The 16012-nt window shown below is 56.1% G+C and carries 14 protein-coding genes and 1 pseudogene; 3 read left to right on the top strand and 12 right to left on the bottom strand.

Features of this window, described 5'->3' with window-relative positions:
• Window positions 1-8: 8 nt before the first annotated feature.
• From iolE to FOC35_RS11915, 9 genes and pseudogenes are all read right to left on the bottom strand, one after another.
• Window positions 9-899, bottom strand: a complete 891-nt coding sequence (iolE, locus tag FOC35_RS11955) for a myo-inosose-2 dehydratase (RefSeq protein WP_172568988.1) — start codon at window positions 897-899, stop codon at window positions 9-11.
• A 10-nt stretch (window positions 900-909) separates the two neighbouring features.
• Window positions 910-2823 (bottom strand): 5-dehydro-2-deoxygluconokinase, encoded by a 1914-nt coding sequence (gene iolC, locus FOC35_RS11950; protein ID WP_172568987.1) that lies wholly within the window; start codon window positions 2821-2823, stop codon window positions 910-912.
• Between the two features lie 9 nt (window positions 2824-2832).
• Window positions 2833-3966, bottom strand: a complete 1134-nt coding sequence (locus tag FOC35_RS11945; protein ID WP_016538194.1) for a Gfo/Idh/MocA family protein — start codon at window positions 3964-3966, stop codon at window positions 2833-2835.
• Window positions 3967-3980: 14 nt separating this feature from the next.
• Window positions 3981-5009 carry an ABC transporter permease gene (locus FOC35_RS11940; protein ID WP_172568986.1) on the bottom strand — a complete coding sequence of 343 codons (1029 nt, stop codon included), beginning with the start codon at window positions 5007-5009 and terminating at the stop codon, window positions 3981-3983.
• An 11-nt stretch (window positions 5010-5020) separates the two neighbouring features.
• Window positions 5021-6568 (bottom strand): annotated as a pseudogene (locus FOC35_RS11935) (sugar ABC transporter ATP-binding protein).
• Window positions 6569-6615: 47 nt separating this feature from the next.
• A complete protein-coding gene (locus tag FOC35_RS11930; RefSeq protein WP_172568985.1) occupies window positions 6616-7545 on the bottom strand; it encodes a sugar ABC transporter substrate-binding protein in 930 nt (309 codons plus the stop codon).
• A 35-nt stretch (window positions 7546-7580) separates the two neighbouring features.
• Window positions 7581-8567 (bottom strand): inositol 2-dehydrogenase, encoded by a 987-nt coding sequence (iolG, locus tag FOC35_RS11925; protein ID WP_172568984.1) that lies wholly within the window; start codon window positions 8565-8567, stop codon window positions 7581-7583.
• 317 nt (window positions 8568-8884) lie between these two features.
• Window positions 8885-10813 carry a 3D-(3,5/4)-trihydroxycyclohexane-1,2-dione acylhydrolase (decyclizing) gene (iolD, locus tag FOC35_RS11920; protein WP_172568983.1) on the bottom strand — a complete coding sequence of 643 codons (1929 nt, stop codon included), beginning with the start codon at window positions 10811-10813 and terminating at the stop codon, window positions 8885-8887.
• Between the two features lie 11 nt (window positions 10814-10824).
• Window positions 10825-12330 (bottom strand): CoA-acylating methylmalonate-semialdehyde dehydrogenase, encoded by a 1506-nt coding sequence (locus FOC35_RS11915; RefSeq protein ID WP_172568982.1) that lies wholly within the window; start codon window positions 12328-12330, stop codon window positions 10825-10827.
• Between the two features lie 248 nt (window positions 12331-12578).
• Here FOC35_RS11915 and FOC35_RS11910 point away from each other — a divergent pair, with 248 nt between their 5' ends.
• On the top strand, window positions 12579-13430 hold the full coding sequence (locus FOC35_RS11910; RefSeq protein WP_039899431.1) for a MurR/RpiR family transcriptional regulator: 852 nt from the start codon (window positions 12579-12581) through the stop codon (window positions 13428-13430).
• A 127-nt stretch (window positions 13431-13557) separates the two neighbouring features.
• Here the strand turns inward: FOC35_RS11910 and FOC35_RS11905 are convergent, their stop codons facing one another.
• Both FOC35_RS11905 and FOC35_RS11900 read right to left on the bottom strand, forming a co-directional pair.
• Window positions 13558-14055, bottom strand: coding sequence for a TIGR00645 family protein (locus tag FOC35_RS11905; protein ID WP_016538203.1), 498 nt, complete (start codon window positions 14053-14055; stop codon window positions 13558-13560).
• A gap of 102 nt (window positions 14056-14157) precedes the next feature.
• On the bottom strand, window positions 14158-14661 hold the full coding sequence (locus FOC35_RS11900; protein WP_172568981.1) for an ESA_00282 family adhesion-associated protein: 504 nt from the start codon (window positions 14659-14661) through the stop codon (window positions 14158-14160).
• A gap of 94 nt (window positions 14662-14755) precedes the next feature.
• On the opposite strand from FOC35_RS11900, the gene FOC35_RS11895 reads away from it, so the two are divergent.
• The gene (locus FOC35_RS11895) at window positions 14756-15157 is read left to right on the top strand and encodes a hypothetical protein (RefSeq protein WP_039898822.1); all 402 of its coding nucleotides are present in this window, start codon (window positions 14756-14758) and stop codon (window positions 15155-15157) included.
• Between the two features lie 4 nt (window positions 15158-15161).
• Window positions 15162-15545 (top strand): hypothetical protein, encoded by a 384-nt coding sequence (locus FOC35_RS11890; protein ID WP_016538206.1) that lies wholly within the window; start codon window positions 15162-15164, stop codon window positions 15543-15545.
• Window positions 15546-15584: 39 nt separating this feature from the next.
• Here FOC35_RS11890 and exbD read toward each other — a convergent pair whose 3' ends face one another.
• The gene (gene exbD / locus FOC35_RS11885; protein ID WP_016538207.1) at window positions 15585-16010 is read right to left on the bottom strand and encodes a TonB system transport protein ExbD; all 426 of its coding nucleotides are present in this window, start codon (window positions 16008-16010) and stop codon (window positions 15585-15587) included.
• Window positions 16011-16012: the final 2 nt, after the last annotated feature.

Raw genomic sequence — 16012 nt, 5'->3', positions numbered from 1 at the left:
TCCCCTCCTTAAATCAGCCCGGCATGGCGTGCCAGCTGGCTCAAATTATTGTAGCCAAGGCGCGCGTAAGTGAGCGGATGTGCAACAGCAGGATCCTGCTCGGCCTCAACCACCAGCCAGCCCTGATAACCCTGTTTTTTCAGCAGAGCCATAATCGGTGGGTAGTTAACACAGCCGTCGCCAGGTACAGTAAATACGCCGCTCAGCACCGCGTCGAGGAAACTGGTTTTACGGTTTTTCACATCTGCCAGTACGGCCGCACGCACGTCTTTGCAGTGCACGTGGTTAATGCGGGAGAGCCAGCGCTCGGCCACGGCAAGCGGGTCGGCTCCGGCAAAGGTCAAATGGCCGGTATCCAGCAGCAGCCCAACTTCCGGGCCGGTATGAAGCATTAGATTATCCACGTCCTCGGCGCTTTCAATCACCGTTCCCATATGGTGGTGGTAGGCAATCTGCACGCCCTGCTGCTGCGTATAGCGAGCAAATTCGGTGAGCTTCTCGCCATACTCTTCCCAGCGCTCAGCCGGGAAACGCGGGCGCAGATGAACAGGCGTTTGCTGCTCGCCGTGAACACAATGAGAAACTTCAGCAAACACCAGCACCTTCGCGCCCAGCTCACGCAGCAGCGTTAAGTGCGGCTGCACGGCCTCTATTTCCTGTTCAACAGAGCGTTCTAGCAGGCGGCCTGAATACCAGCCAGAGACCAGTTTTAAATCATGCTTGCGGAGAATCGGCCCCAGAATACCGGCCTCGCGTGGGAATTTATTTCCCAGTTCAAAACCTTCAAACCCCGCTTCTTTTCCCTCGCTGAGACAGGTTTCCAGCGGCGTATCGGCCCCCAAAGAAGGAAGATCGTCGTTGGTCCAGGTCAGCGGGTTAATGCCTAAATGCACGGTCATGATGCTCTCCTTAATGTTGATTCAGTCCGCGCTCGCGCCACAGGGCGATCAGCCGCAGGTAATTGTCCCGGATGCGAGCCACCAGTTGCGCATCGTCGATATCTCGTTTTAACCAGGCCTGAGACGCTTCGCCGAACAGCGTGCGCCCAACCGCGAAGCCTTTAACTATTGGGTAGCCAGCGGCGGCATTAAAGCCTTCACGCAGCACCTCCACCGGGGCATCCAGACCGAGGATCACTACGCCACGGCAGTGCGGGTCGCGCTGTTCCACCAGCCTGCTCAGCGCCGCCCAGCCATCGCTGGAAAGCGGCGGGAGTTTCCACCAGTCCGGGTAAATGCCGAGATTGTAAAAACGCGAAATGGCCCGCAGGTACAGCTCGTCGCTGCGCGGCATATCGGCAGGCAGAATCACCTCCAGCAGCAGCTCATGGCCGGACTGACAGCAGGCGCGATAGACCTCGGCAATTTTCTGTTCCTGTTCAAGCCGCAGGACATGGGCGTCTTCCGGGTGGAAAAACACCAGGCACTTGACGATGTGTTCCTGCGGCCAGCTGATGAGCTGAGAGCCGATGTTGCCGTGCTCCATCTCCAGCGGGCGCGAGCCTGGCAGCTCTATAGGCCTGCCAATCCACCAGCCTTCTCCGGTAATCGAGTTAAGCGCGTCCTGGCCAAAGGTACCGTCACACAGCAGCCCGGCTTTCCCTTCCAGCTCTGCAAGCCCGGCGGCCTCGCGGCTGGCCTGCAAAATAAGCTGCTTGAGAACCGGAATGCGCCGCAGGTCGGCCCCGCTTTTGAGCGCCATCTCTTCAAGCTGGCTGCGGTGGTCAAAAGCCATGACGCAGAGTTCAGGCCACTGGCGGCGACGGGTTGTTACGCGGTGAAGGTGGTTCAGGCGAGCATCAAGATCGGGGCGTGGAACCTGGTGCTCACGCGCCAGATAATCATCCAGCTCTATTTTGCTCGGCATTGCGGGCGCGCAGCCATGGCGCGAAACCACCAGCGCCCCGCAGGCATTGGCGTAGCGGCAGGCCTGCTCCCAGCCTTCGTCACTGAGATAGCCGCGCAGCAGCCCGGACATAAATGCATCCCCCGCGCCCAGTACGTTGAGTACTTCCACGCGCACGCCGCTGACGTTGATGCCGCCGTCCAGCGAGGCGGGGATAGCGCCGATAAACACCGAGCAACCTTGCGCCCCGCGCTTGCAAACCAGCGTTGCCTCAGTGGCCCCGCGTACATTTTTCAGAGCGGCCAGCGTGTCGGTTGAGCCGCCGGCGATGTGGAATTCTTCTTCCGTGCCGACGATAACGTCAAACAGATGAAGCACTGACTGTAGCTGCTGCGTGACCTGCTCAGCGGCGACAAAGCGCGTCTCGCCGTCCCCCAGAGAAGTCAGCCCCCAAAGCACCGGGCGGTAATCTATATCCAGCACGGTGCGCACATCGTTTCGCCGCGCATAATTCAATGCAGTCAATACCGCCTCACGGGTGCGCGGGTTGGAAAGGTGCGTGCCGGTGATAGCCAGGCAGCGGGAAGATGCAATGTAGTCCTCACTGAAGTCGTCGGCGGTAATCGCCATATCCGCGCAGTTGTCGCGGTAAAAAATCAGCGGGAAGGTATCCCTGTCTTTAATCCCAAGGAGTACCAGCGCCGTCAATCGTTCGCTGTCGGTAATCAAGTGGCTGGTATCGCAGCCGACCTGGCTAAGTTCCTCGCGTAAAAAACGCCCCATGTGCTCGTCGCCAACGCGCGCCAGCATTGACGATTTAAGCCCCTGCCGTGCCGTGCCGTATGCCACATTTCCCGAGGAGCCACCAAGATAGCGAGCAAAGCTGCTGGCATCCTCCAGCCGCGCGCCTATTTGCTGGCTGTAGAGATCTACCGCGACCCGCCCCATGCAAATCAGATCCAACTGCTTTTGTTTCATGCTTCGTCCTCAAACAATGTCAGATACGTTTACCCAGCGGCCCTGGCGGTGAGACAGGGCGATAGCATCGAGGATGCGCGAGACTTTCCAGCCCTCTTCAAAATCTGGCCACAGCGGCTTACCGGCAGCAATGCCGTCGATCAGGTCACGCACTTCCACGGCTTTTTGATCGTTAAAACCGATGCCGTGCCCCGCCCCCATGCAGAACGATCCGTAATCCGGGTGAGCCGGGCCGGTCAGCAGAGTACGAAAGCCCTGGCGACCTTCAGGATCGCTTTGCAGATAGAGCTTTAGCTCCGCCATGCGCTCCTGGGTAAAGCTAATCGCTCCTTTGGTGCCGGTTATCGTCCACGTCAGCCCCATTTTTCGGCCGCTTGCCACGCGTGAAGTCTCGATAACGCCCTGCGCACCGCCCTCAAACCGCACCAGGGCATGGGCCTGATCTTCGTTTTCGACGGCGATCATTTCGCTACTGCCCGCAGAAGCCGGGCGCTGCGGCACAACAATCTTCAGGTCGCCGCACACCTCACGAATATCGCCGACCAGGTATTGCGCCATATTGACAATATGCGCGGCCAGATCCCCAAGCGCCCCGAGACCCGCGGTCTCTTTAAAACAGTGCCAGTGGATCGGCGAAAGCGGGTCGGCCATATAGTCTTCGTTATGGGTGCCGTAGAAATGGATGACTTCCCCGATTTCCCCACGCTCGATTATCTGTTTTGCCAGCTGCGCGGTCGGGTTCTTCATATAGTTGAAGCCCACCAGCGTTTTTACCCCAGCGAGATCCGCAGCATCCACCATCAGCCTTGCATCACGGGCATTGAGCGCCAGCGGCTTTTCAGAATAGACGTGTTTGCCGTGGCGGATAGCCTCCAGCGCCATCTCTTTATGCAGATGGTTCGGTGAACAGATGTCCACCACGTCGATATTTGGGTCAGCTACCAGCTCGCGCCAGTCGCCGGTAGAGCGGTTAAAACCAAATGCCGCGGCGCGTTTTGCCGCCAGCTCGGGCGTCACTTCAGCCACCATTTCGCGTACCAGCTCTCCCTGTAAATCAAATACCGTCGGCGCCTGGGCATAGGCGATGGCGTGGGCTTTACCGATGTAGCCTGTGCCGATTAACCCAATTCTGACCTGTTTCATATATTGACCCTTCCTCAAAGCGCGCCGCGACGGTTCTTGGCGTAGGTATCAAACGCTACCGCCAGCACGATGATCAGCCCGGTAATAATCTGCTGGTAGTAAGCAGAAACGTTCATCAGCACCAGGCCGTTGATCAGGATGCCCATGATGATCGCGCCGATAATGGTGCCGCTGATCCGCCCGTATCCGCCCATCAATGAGGTTCCGCCGATAACAACCGAGGCGATTACTCGTAGCTCAAAGGAGATCCCGGCCACCGCCTCGGCGCTGCCCAAACGGGCGCTGAGTACAAAGCCCGCCAGCCCGGCAAGGCAGCCAATCAGGACATATACGCTGACCAGCACACGCTTAACGTTGACCCCGGCCAGGCGAGCGGCCTCCGGGTTGCCGCCGATGGCGTACACAAAGCGCCCCCAGCGGGTTTTATGCAGCGCCAGATAACCCAGAACGGCAACAATGGCGAAGATCCAGATTGGGATTGAGATCCCCAGCATTTCGCCGCGTCCCCACCAGCGGTAGCCTGGGTCGAAGCCCGCAATCGGCGCGCCGTCGTTGATGACCAGCGTCAGGCCGCGCCAGATGGTCATGCCGCCGAGGGTGACAATAAAGGGAGGCAGGCGCAGGCGGGTCACGCCCAGGCCGTGAAGGAAGCCGATAACCGTGCCCAGCGCCAGGCAGATCCCAAGCCCCAGCAGCCAGCTAAAGCCGCCCCATGCGTTGGGATCGACGGTGGTAAAGTTGTCACCTTTGATAACATAAGCCGCGGTCATCGCGCAGACGGCCAGGATAGAGCCAACGGACAGGTCGATCCCCGCAGTCAGGATCACAAAAGTCATGCCAACCGCGATGATCCCGTAGATAGAAACTTCGGTAAGGATGTTGAAAATATTACGTTCAGTCAGGAAGTTACTGTTCTGCGACTGGAAGAAGATCAGCAGCAGGAACATAAAGATCAGCACCCCGAAGCGTTCGAAGAAAGCAATCGGATCGAAGCGTGAAGCCTTCTTCGCTGGGGTCTCGGATTTGGAAATTATTTGCGTCATGGGCTCCCCCGTTATGCGGCACTTAAGGCGCTATGGTTGATGGCCATCATGGTCATCAGCCGTTCTTCGTTGGCATCGTCGCCGTGCAGTTCGCCGGTTATACGCCCTTCGCTCAGGGTGATTATCCGATCGGATACCGCCAGAATTTCCGGCAGATCGGAAGAGATAACGATCACCGCCACGCCCTGCTTAGCCATGTCGAAAAGCACCTGATGAACTTCCGATTTAGTTCCTACATCGATGCCGCGCGTGGGTTCATCGACAATAAGCACCCTGGGGTTAAGCGCCATGCAGCGCGCCAGAATGACCTTTTGCTGGTTGCCGCCCGAGAGCTTTCGCACTTCCTGGTCGGCGTTAACCATCTTGATTTGCAGCGCCTGGCGGTAAGCCTCAATCAGCGCATCTTCTTTGCGCGGGCTAACGAAATAGCGCCACGTCAGCAGCGATGACAGGCTGGAAAGCGTCAGGTTGTCGCGGATAGACAGCCCCAGCACCGCGCCCTCCTTTTTTCGATCTTCCGGTACCAGAGCGATGCCCTGGTCTAAGGCATGCATTGGGTTTTACGGCTGGTAGGGCTTGCCGTCCAGCTCAAAGCTGCCGGTGGTAAATTTGTCCGCCCCAAACAGGCAGCGAGCCACTTCCGTTCTTCCCGCCCCCACCAGGCCCGCAATGCCAAGCACTTCCCCGGCGTGAACACGGAAGCTGATATCTTTCAGCGCGATACCGTGCGGGTCGAGCGGCGGCTTCTCCCGGCTTAACCCCTTCACGGACAGGCGAACAGGCTTATCTTCATGGTGGGTAAGGCTGGAATCACGGCGGTTAAACACCACGTCGCGGCCAACCATCAGGCGAATGATCTGCTCGACGTTGGTTCCGGCAACCTCGCCGCTGCCGGTGAAGCGCCCATCCTGAAACACCGTAAAGCGGTCGCACAGCTGGAACACTTCATGCAGGCGGTGGGTCACGTAGATAATACTGACCCCGCGCCCTTTGAGTTCACGAACCACGCGATGCAGGCTTTCAACTTCACTGTCGCTAAGTGCGGCTGAAGGCTCATCCATAATGATGAGTTTGGCGTTAAGCGTCAGCGCCCGGGCAATCTCCACCATCTGCTGCTGCGCCACGCTTAGGCGGGCAACGGCGGTAGTGGGCGCAACGTTGAGCTGTAAATAGTCCAGAATGACCTGCGCTTCCTGGTTTACCGCTTTGCTATCAACAATGAGGTTGCGGCGGCGCGGTTCCCGGCCAAGGAACATGTTTTCCGCCACCGTCATGTTGGGCAGCAGGTTAAACTCCTGGTAAATGGTAATAATGCCCTTGTTCTGGCGCTCTACCGGCGAATCCTCCAGAGCAAGCGCTTCCCCGTTAAACCAGATTTCACCGCGAGTTTGCGGCTGCGCTCCGGCCAGCGCTTTTAGCAGCGTGGATTTTCCCGCGCCGTTCTCCCCAAGCAGGGCATGAATTTCGCCTTGCCCAACGGTGAGCTGGGCGCTGGTCAACGCCCACACGCCGGAGAAACTTTTCGCCAGGTCGGTCACTTTTAATAAGGGTTGCGACATCAGACTGCTCCTCTGTAGCGCCCGCCGGACGGCGGGCGCGGTCAGGCTTATTGACCGGCTTCGCCGATACGCTCTGCTTGATCGAGGTTATCTTTGGTGATCATGGTCGGCGCGTAGTCCGCCCCGGTGATCTCCTTTTTCTCGCGGATATTGCCCACCAGCTGGCTCATCGCCGTTTTCACCGCAAAACCCGGGCGCTGATCGGCCGTTGCCGCCAGCCAGCCATCACGCACTCGCGCCAGCGCTTCCGGTACGGCGTCAAAGCCGGTAACCATGACTTCGCCCGGCTTCATTCCCTGCCCCTTCAGCGCTTCGATAGCCCCCAGCGCCATATCGTCGTTAGCCGAGAGGATCACCTGAGGTTTTTTCGGCAGAGAAGGCAGCACGCTTTCAACAATGCGCATCCCTTCGGAACGCATCCAGTTACCCGTTTGATCGGCAACTATCTTGTATTTATCACCGCCCGCTTTCAGGCCGTCGCGTATCCCTTTAGTACGTTCGATGTTGGAAGAGGAGCCAGGCTGGCCGGTAAGCAGGATAATCTCCGCTCCGTTGGGGAATTTGGATTTCACAAAGTCCGCCACCGCTTGGCCGCCTTTGTAGTTGTTCGCCCCGAAGTGCGGAACTTTTTTATCGCTGACAACCGAGCGGTCTAGCGTGACTACCGGCAGCTTAGCGTCCTGGATTTCCCCTACCGCGCTGGACACCGCATTAACGTCGTTAGGCGAAACAATAAATCCCTGTGCGCCGCGGGTAATGGCGTTTTCCAGGTCAGCCACCTGCTTCGGCGAGCTGCCCTGGCTGTCCAGCACCTGCAATTTCACGCCCATATCCTGGGCGGCTTTGACCGCAGTACGCTGCATATGAACCTCAAACGGCATTGCCAGGTTCGGGGTACTAAAAACAATCTGTTCGTTTTCGGCCAATGCCGAAGTGGTAGTCAGGGCGATGAGGGCGGCGAGGATGAGCTTTTTCATTATTCTCTCTCTTATGTGTGTAGGGTCTTCGGAGCTTACAAAGCAACTTTGCGCTGGCTACGCAGAGACTCCAGCGCCTTATCGGCCAGGTACAGGGCGCGTTCACCGTCATCGCCGCTGCACTCGGGTTTGGCCTCACCGCGCAGTACCGCAACAAAATGCTGCCACTCGGCGGCGTAGGCATCTTTGTAGCGCTGGAGGAAGAAGTGTTCCGGCAGCGCGCTGTTGCAGCCGCTGGCGCTAAAATGCTGCACCTGGTTTTCCAGGATATTCCCCGCCATGATCAGGCCGTTCGCGCCATGCAGCTCAAGACGCTGATCGTAGCCATAGGCCGAGCGGCGACTGTTAACGATGGTGGCCAGCGCGCCGGAAGCGTATTTCAGAACGATAAAGGCGGTGTCGATATCGCCAGCCGCGCCGATAGCAGGGTCCACCAGGTTACTGCCCTGGGCGTAGATAGACACAGGCTCTTCGCCCATGATGAAGCGCGCCATATCAAAGTCGTGGATGGTCATATCCCGGAACATGCCGCCGGAAACACGAACATATTCAGCGGGCGGCGGAGAAGGATCGCGCGAAATAATCAGCAGCGATTCCGGCTTGCCGATGCGCCCCTGAATAACTTCGTTTTTGACCTTGCGGAACTGCGGATCAAAGCGGCGGTTAAAGCCGATGAACAAAGGAACGTTATGCTCCTTCACCACTTTCAGGCAGTCGCGCACGCGGGCGAGATCAAGGTGAACGGGTTTCTCACAGAAAATGGCTTTGCCGTTTTTTGCCGCCAGTTCAATCAGGTCTGCGTGGGTATCGGTGGCTGAAGCAATCAGCACCGCATGAACTTCCGGGTCGGCCATGGCCTCATCCACGCTTTGCCGACGAGCCTGATACTTGCCGGCAATACGTGAGGCGTTCTCTTCATTAGGATCGACAACCGACCAGAGGGTGGAATGCGTGTGGGCAGCAATATTCGCGGCATGGATCTGGCCGATGCGGCCCGCTCCGAGTAAAGCAATGTTAAACATAGCAACTCCCGATATTGGCATAGCTGTTGGGTTATGCGCCGGGTCCCCCGGCTCCGTTTGCAGCTGGATAACGACGCCCCAAATAAAACATTTATTTCATTTCAATGCAGAGTGAAAGTTTCATTTTTGCGCAGAGGTTAACATTTTGGTTATTTATCGGCTGTGTTTTGCTATCAAAATCACAACATTTTGCGAATAAGAACAACGCCAGGGTGGGAGTCTGCGAGTGAGAGCGTATACGGCAGGGAAAGTCCCTGTTAGATGAAGGGGGAATGAAATGAATATTCCGCCAGAATTTCTGGCGGAATAGGGGGAGATTAATACTGCCGGGCGTGTTTCAGCTGCTCCAGGGTTTGGCCTGCCGCCTCAGTTATCGAATCAGAACGCGCTATTTGCGCATCGCCGGTACGCCACCAGGCTTCGTAATCATGAGTCATGGTTTTTGGCAGCACTTTGATGTCCAACAGCGTCGGTCCAGGGTGGTGCCGGGAGGCTTCCAGGGCGGCCAACAGTTCAAACTCATCGTTGACTCGCCAGGCTTTGCAGCCGTAGCTTTCGGCATTTTGGGCAAAGTTCACTCTCACCAGCGGGCCGTCCAGCCTCCCGCTTTTCGCACAGCGATGGCGATTTTCGGTGCCAAAACTACCCATTCCATGCCCCATTTGCAGGTTGTTGATGCAGCCGAAACCGGCGTTATCAAACAGCAGAATGGTAATTTTAATCCCCTCCTGCACCGCCGTTTGCAGCTCGGAATGCAGCATCAGATAAGATCCATCGCCCACCATCGCATAAACCGGCTGCTCCGGCCTGGCAAGCCTTGCGCCAACGGCAGCGGCGACCTCATAACCCATGCAGGAATAACCATATTCCAGATGATAGCTGTCCGGCGTTTTTACCTGCCAGAGCCGCTGAAGGTCACCGGGAAGCGAGCCTGCGGCGCCCACCACGATAGCATCGTCTTCAATATGCTGATTGATTAACCCAAGTACGCGGGTCTGCGTCAGTGAAGTTCCCAGAGCTTCACTGTATTCCTGTAACTCAGCATCGAGATGCCCGGCCACTTCGGGGGCTTCGCCGGGCCGCCAGCTGCGCGACCATAGCCGCTGGCACTCATCGTTCCATTCTGCTTTCGCCTTCTCAACTTCATCCCGCCAGGCCGAGCGGTAGCTCGTTTCACGCAGGCCCGCCGTTAAGCGTTCGAGCCCGACACGAGCATCGGCCAGCAGAGGCGTGGCGTCCAGCTTCAGCGCATCAAACTCGGCGACGTTGAGCAGCAGAAATTCCGCATCCGGGGCAAATAGCGACTTTGAACCGGTGGTGAAATCGGTCAGCCTTGTCCCCACTCCGATGATTAAATCCGCCTCGGGAGCCAGCCGGTTAGCGGCAAGCCCTCCGGTTACGCCAAGTCCGCCAAGATTAAGTAAGTGTTCACTTACAATTGCGCCTTTACCCGCCTGGGTTTCGGCAAAAGGGAATCCTGCGCTTTCAACAAATTCCTGAAACGCCCGATGCGCACCGGAGTAGCGAACCCCCCCGCCGCAAATCACCAGCGGCCTGCGCTTGCTGGCTATTAGCTCCAGCGCGGTATGCAGGCGGTATTCATCCGGCGGGCGTCGCTCAATATGGTGAATACGTCTTTCAAAGAAGCTCTGCGGATAATCCCACGCTTCACCCTGAACATCCTGCGGGAGGCAAATAGTAACCGCGCCGGTATCAGCAGGGTTAGTAAGCACTCGCATAGCGCTTAACATCGCGCTCATCAGCTGCTCCGGGCGGTTAATACGGTCCCAGTAGCGTGAAACGGGCCGGAAGCAGTCGTTAGTGCTGATACTAAGATCATGATACTGCTCAATTTGTTGCAGTACCGGGTCCGGCTGGCGGCTGGCGTAAATATCCCCCGGCAGCAGCAACAGCGGAATGCGGTTCGCGGTTGCCGTTGCCGCCGCGGTGACCATATTTGCCGCCCCGGGCCCTACGGACGAAGTCACGGCATAAATACGCTGGCGCCGGTGCTGTTTGGCAAATCCGGTAGCAATGTGGGCCATGCCCTGCTCATTGCAGCCCTGATGCACCCTGAGGTGGCCGGGCTCTTCCTCAAGCGCCTGGCCAATACCGAGCACGTTGCCGTGCCCGAAAATGGTCAACACGCCTTCGATAAAGGGCTGCTCTTCGCCATCGATTTCAACGTATTGCTGGTTTAAGAACCTGACCAGCGCCTGCGCCATGGTCATGCGTTGTGTTGTCATCTTTCCTCCTGTCAGCCAAGCGTTGGCATCGAGAATGCGGAACCCTGCTGCTGGCTGCTTTCCGGCCAGCGCGCGGTGATGGTTTTCATACGCGTATAGAAGCGCACGCCGTCACTGCCGTGAACGTTCAGAGGCCCGAAGATTGAGCGCTTCCAGCCGCCAAAACTGTGGAACGCCATCGGTACCGGGATCGGCACATTAACGCCCACCATACCGGCCTGAACTTCTTCGCAGAAACGCCTTGCGGTACCGCCATCGCGGGTGAAAATCGCCGTACCGTTGCCGTATTCGTGTTTGTTAATCAGCTCCAGCGCGCTGTGATAATCTTTCGCCCGCACTACGCAAAGCACCGGGCCAAAGATCTCTTCTTTATAGATGGTCATTTCAGGCGTGACGTTATCGAAAAGCGTAGGACCAACGAAGTAACCGCCTTCGTTACCCGCCAGCTTCAGGCCGCGGCCGTCAACGCGCAGCGTTGCCCCCTGCTCCTCACCGCTATCAATGTAGCCGAGAACTTTAGCGCGGTGCGGTGCGGAAATCAGCGGCCCCATTTCGTTTTCAGGCTCCTGCCCCAGGCCCGGTCCGACCCGCAGAGTGGCAATCTGTTGCTCGAGGCGCGAGCAAAGCTCATCTGCGGTTTCATCCCCGACGGCTACCACTACGGAGAGCGCCATACAGCGTTCACCGGCGGCGCCATAGGCCGCCCCCATAATCGCGCTGGTAGCCATATCCATGTCCGCATCCGGCATTAAAATACAGTGATTTTTGGCCCCGCCCAGCGCCTGGCAGCGCTTACCGTGCGCCGAAGCTGTCTGGTAGATATATTCCGCAATGGGCGTTGAGCCCACAAAGCTGACCGCCTGCACTCTCGGGTCGGTTAACAGTACGTCTACCGCTTCTTTATCGCCCTGCACAACGTTAAACACGCCGTCCGGTAGCCCGGCCTCTTTCAGCAACTGCGCCAGCCGCACCGCCAGCGAAGGATCTTTTTCTGAAGGCTTGAGCACGAAGGTGTTTCCGGTTGCCAGCGCAATCGGGAACATCCACATCGGCACCATCGCAGGGAAGTTAAACGGGGTTATCCCGGCGCACACGCCGAGCGGCTGCATCAGGGAGTTGCTGTCAACGCCGGTGCCTACGTTTGCCGAGTGCTCGCCTTTTTGCAGATGGGGAATGCCGCAGGCAAATTCGACCACTTCAAGGCCGCGCGTTAGCTCGCCTACCGCGTCTGAATAAACTTTGCCGTGCTCTTCGCTGATGAGTCGCGCCAGGCTGTCCATATGTTGCTCAAGCAGGCTTTTAAAGCGAAACATGACGCGAGCGCGCTTCAGTGGAGACTGTCTCGCCCAGCCGGGGAACGCCTGCTGGGCAGCGGCAATCGCCTGCTCCGTCTGCCTGGCGGTGCTCATCGCCACCTGACGAATCTGCGCGCCGGTCGCCGGGTTGAAGATCGCCTGAACGCGCTGGCCTTCGCCCGTAACGCTTTCACCGTGAATAAAATTCGCTACCGTCTCCATCTCTACCCTCTCGCTGTTATGTTGATCACCTGAACACTGTATATGAAACAAATATTCCATTTTAAGTTGAAATAAAACAAATATTGATTATTGTGATCAACACTCCGTTTTTATGTTAACTCGCTGCCGATATACACAGACGTGGTGAACGGAAGATTTTCAGGCCCGACAGCCGCCGGTGCATCTGTTTCATTTTGCGCGTGACTGCGCTTAAATACGTTTCAATAAACATTTTTGAGGAAGGCAAATTGACCACGGCGAATACCCTGAGCGAGCTTCAGCAGCAGATCCGCGACCGCTATGAAAGCCTGAGTAAAAGGCTTCAGCAGGTTTCCCGCTACGTGCTGGATAATACCAACAGCGTGGCTTTCGATACCGTGGCGACCATTGCAGAAAGGGCTGAAGTACCGCCTTCTACGCTTATCCGCTTTGCCAATGCCTTTGATTTCAGCGGCTTCAATGAAATGAAACAGCTGTTTCGCATGAACCTGGTGGAAGAGACGGCAAGCTACACCGACCGGGCGCGCCTGTTCCGTGAACTGGGGAGTGAAACGGTGCCGGAGACGCCGCTGGATATTTTGCAGGAATTCGCCCGCTCGAACGCTCAGGCGCTACAGCAGCTGGCCGCCCGAACCGAGCCAGAAATGTTACAGCGTGCGGTTGAACTGCTAGCCGGAGCCGACACCATTTACGTTGTCGGCCTGCGCCGCTCGTTCAGCGTGGCGGCCTACCTGACTTATGCCCTTAGCCACCTTGAATGCCGTGCGGTACTGCTCGATGGACTGGGCGGCATGCTGCGTGAACAGGTCAACCGCGTGAAGGCAAAAGACATTGTAGTGTCGATTAGCTTCTCACCGTATGCCGAAGAGACGCTGATGGTCAGCGAAATTGCCGCCAGGGCTGGCGCGAGCCAGATAGTGATTACCGACAGCCAGATAAGCCCTTTCGCCACCTTTAGCGACCTGTGCTTTGTGGTAAAGGAAGCCCAGGTGGACGCCTTCCGCTCCCAGTCCGCAACCCTTTGCCTGGTGCAGTCGCTGATGGTGGCGCTGGCCTATTACCAGGGCGCTTCACAGGGCTCGCTTTCGCCGGAAGCCTGATTTTCAGTTTGCCGAACGTCGCCACAATCCTGTGGCCAAAGCGGCCTGCTGGATGCTATAGCGCGATGCTGGCGTGGAGCTCTGGAGAGTGGATGGCCCCTGCCAGGTAATCGCAGGGGCATTAAAACTAGTATTTGGCGCTGCGGGAAAGCTTGTCGAGATAGCCCATGACAAATGCCGACAGCACAAACGTCAGGTGGATAATCACGTACCACATCAGCTTATTGTCCGGCACGTTTTTGGCGTCCATAAAAATGCGCAGCAAATGGATGGAAGAGATAGCAACAATCGACGCAGCCACTTTATTCTTCAGCGAGCCGGAGTCCATTTTCCCCAGCCAGTTAAGCTTCTCTTTCCCTTCCGAGATATCCAGCGTGGAGACAAAATTCTCATAGCCCGAGAACATCACCATCACCAGCAGGCCGCCGACCAGCGCCATATCCACCAGCGAGAGCAGCGTCAGAATTAAATCGGCTTCCGCAATCGAGAAGATATTCGGGATAACGTGAATAATCTCCTGGAAAAACTTAATCGTCAGGGCAAGCAGCGCCAGCGACAAACCGAAGTAAACCGGGGCCAACAGCCAGCGCGAGGCGTACATCGCATTCTCAATAAAACGTTCCATAATGTCCTGTCTGGAAATCCAAAAAGAGCGCCAGTATAGCGAATTCAGGTTAACAATAGTGAGGCTAACGTTGTGCCCGCCCCACCTTGCCGTGCCAAAGCCTTAAATGCTCGCGAGGTCTATCTCCGGGCGCTGATACTGCGGCCAAACCAGCGCTACCAGCTCAGGGTAAGCTTCGCGGCTGAACTCATTAAAGCACTGACGCAGGTTAAGCACTTCGATATCCGTCAGCGGCACCTCTTCGCCTTCGGCGCAGCGCTTTTTGATATTGTCATAATATTTGTACACCGCCGAGTTTAAATCGCTGCAGCGGCGTTGAGCACTAAATAAAATTGGCTGTGAAGTCAGTTCTTCGATGCGCATCTTTTTAATAGTGGCATGCGTGAAATCTATATACTCACTATTAATACGCCAGTAATAGCTGGGGGTGATTTTTGACATCAACATGCCAAAATAATCCTCACGCTCTTCGCTACTGGACACTGGCTCTATTTTCCCGGAGCCATTTTTCTTTTTATTATCAGGCGAACTAAATTCCTTGCGCATTACCAGCACCGCGCATAACAAAATCAAAATTGTGACAATAGAATAAAATATGCTGTGCATAAGAAACTCCTGTTTTTTTTATTTTAGATTTGAGGCATCATACCGCGCATCTCTGAACCTGAATATTGAACCCGATATCAAAGGATCGCATGCGATGCTGCCTGAACACTTCTTACCACGGCGCTATCCTGTCGTTGCACCGTCAACGCTCCCTGCAGAATCAGAAAATAGTAACACGCCGCAAGTCGTTCAGGATAAGATTTTAACGCTGGAAAAAACCATCCTTAGCGGCAGCCATTACGCCGGGCAGGCTAAGAACCGCCTGCTTGAAGAAACCGATCGCCATATAAAAGAACGCTTACTCTGTGCGGTAAGGATTGAGGCGCTGCACGCCCTGATGGAAGAACTGGTAGAAAAAGAGCTTATTAGCGCCGCCGATTTACAGATGCTCATTGAAGATAAAACAGCGCTGGTTAACGGTAAGCAACAGGAAATTTGGGTTAATCAAATGACCCAGGAAAAACCCTGGCCGTTATGCTATTCCATTGAGGATTAATGTCATGGCACAACCTGATAAAAATCCGCCGGTATTAATCAACGCCGACGAGAATAAAGACCATGAATTTACGTTAAGTAAAAATATGGCAATACTGGTACGCCTTAAGAATGAAAATATTACCCGTAATACACAAAAGGTAACGGATATTACTTCGGCGCTGGTTGACCTTAAATGGATGAACCGTCGTGAGATTTACCCGTGGCGGGTTAAAGAAGAGGTGTACGGCGCGGTGCTGGAAGAGATTCTTAGCGGCCAACCCAAGCTTAAAGCGCAGATCCTGAAGCGGCTGGAGGGCCATTACCAGCGCCTGAAAGAGCAGGAAACCGAGACGCTTTCTATTACCCGGGGTTTAGCTGAGAAGACGTGGAAAAGCTCGACGCTGTAGATTAAAACCCTCTCCCCGGCAGGGAGAGGGACGCTACTCTTACTTCGCCTTCGTGACTTCCTGGCCTACCAGACCAATCTTCAGATACCCCGCCTGGTGCAGCGTATCCATTACGTCCATCAGCGTTTCGTAGTCCACGGTTTTATCCGCACGGAAGAAAATAGTGGTGTCTTTCTTGCCTTCCGTTGCGGCTATCAGCGCGTTAACCATCGACTCTTTGCTTACCTGATCGTTACCGATAAACATCGAATGGTCTGCCTTAACCGACAGGTAAACCGGTTTTTCCGGGCGCGGCTGCGGCTGGCTGCTTGAAGCCGGAAGGTTAACCTTCACGTCCACCGTTGCCAGCGGCGCTGCCACCATAAAGATGATCAGCAGAACTAACATTACGTCGATAAACGGCGTGACGTTAATTTCGTGCATTTCACCATTGTCGTCGAGATTTTCGTTTAGACGCATTGCCATGG

The organism is Cedecea sp. FDAARGOS_727, assembly GCF_012273235.1.
Lineage (GTDB): Bacteria > Pseudomonadota > Gammaproteobacteria > Enterobacterales > Enterobacteriaceae > Cedecea > Cedecea davisae.
The sequence above is the reverse complement of the archived record's forward strand: the minus strand, read 5'-3'. Positions and strand labels throughout refer to the sequence as shown.

What these genes read in the sequence shown, in the direction of transcription:
- FOC35_RS11900 (WP_172568981.1), bottom strand. Translation starts at nt 14,661, where the DNA reads ATGCACAGCATATTTTATTCTATTGTCACAATTTTGATTTTGTTATGC.
- iolG (WP_172568984.1), bottom strand. Translation starts at nt 8,567, where the DNA reads ATGTTTAACATTGCTTTACTCGGAGCGGGCCGCATCGGCCAGATCCAT.
- iolC (WP_172568987.1), bottom strand. Translation starts at nt 2,823, where the DNA reads ATGAAACAAAAGCAGTTGGATCTGATTTGCATGGGGCGGGTCGCGGTA.
- iolD (WP_172568983.1), bottom strand. Translation starts at nt 10,813, where the DNA reads ATGACAACACAACGCATGACCATGGCGCAGGCGCTGGTCAGGTTCTTA.
- FOC35_RS11895 (WP_039898822.1), top strand. Translation starts at nt 14,756, where the DNA reads ATGCTGCCTGAACACTTCTTACCACGGCGCTATCCTGTCGTTGCACCG.
- FOC35_RS11940 (WP_172568986.1), bottom strand. Translation starts at nt 5,009, where the DNA reads ATGACGCAAATAATTTCCAAATCCGAGACCCCAGCGAAGAAGGCTTCA.
- FOC35_RS11945 (WP_016538194.1), bottom strand. Translation starts at nt 3,966, where the DNA reads ATGAAACAGGTCAGAATTGGGTTAATCGGCACAGGCTACATCGGTAAA.
- iolE (WP_172568988.1), bottom strand. Translation starts at nt 899, where the DNA reads ATGACCGTGCATTTAGGCATTAACCCGCTGACCTGGACCAACGACGAT.
- exbD (WP_016538207.1), bottom strand. Translation starts at nt 16,010, where the DNA reads ATGGCAATGCGTCTAAACGAAAATCTCGACGACAATGGTGAAATGCAC.
- FOC35_RS11915 (WP_172568982.1), bottom strand. Translation starts at nt 12,330, where the DNA reads ATGGAGACGGTAGCGAATTTTATTCACGGTGAAAGCGTTACGGGCGAA.
- FOC35_RS11930 (WP_172568985.1), bottom strand. Translation starts at nt 7,545, where the DNA reads ATGAAAAAGCTCATCCTCGCCGCCCTCATCGCCCTGACTACCACTTCG.
- FOC35_RS11890 (WP_016538206.1), top strand. Translation starts at nt 15,162, where the DNA reads ATGGCACAACCTGATAAAAATCCGCCGGTATTAATCAACGCCGACGAG.
- FOC35_RS11905 (WP_016538203.1), bottom strand. Translation starts at nt 14,055, where the DNA reads ATGGAACGTTTTATTGAGAATGCGATGTACGCCTCGCGCTGGCTGTTG.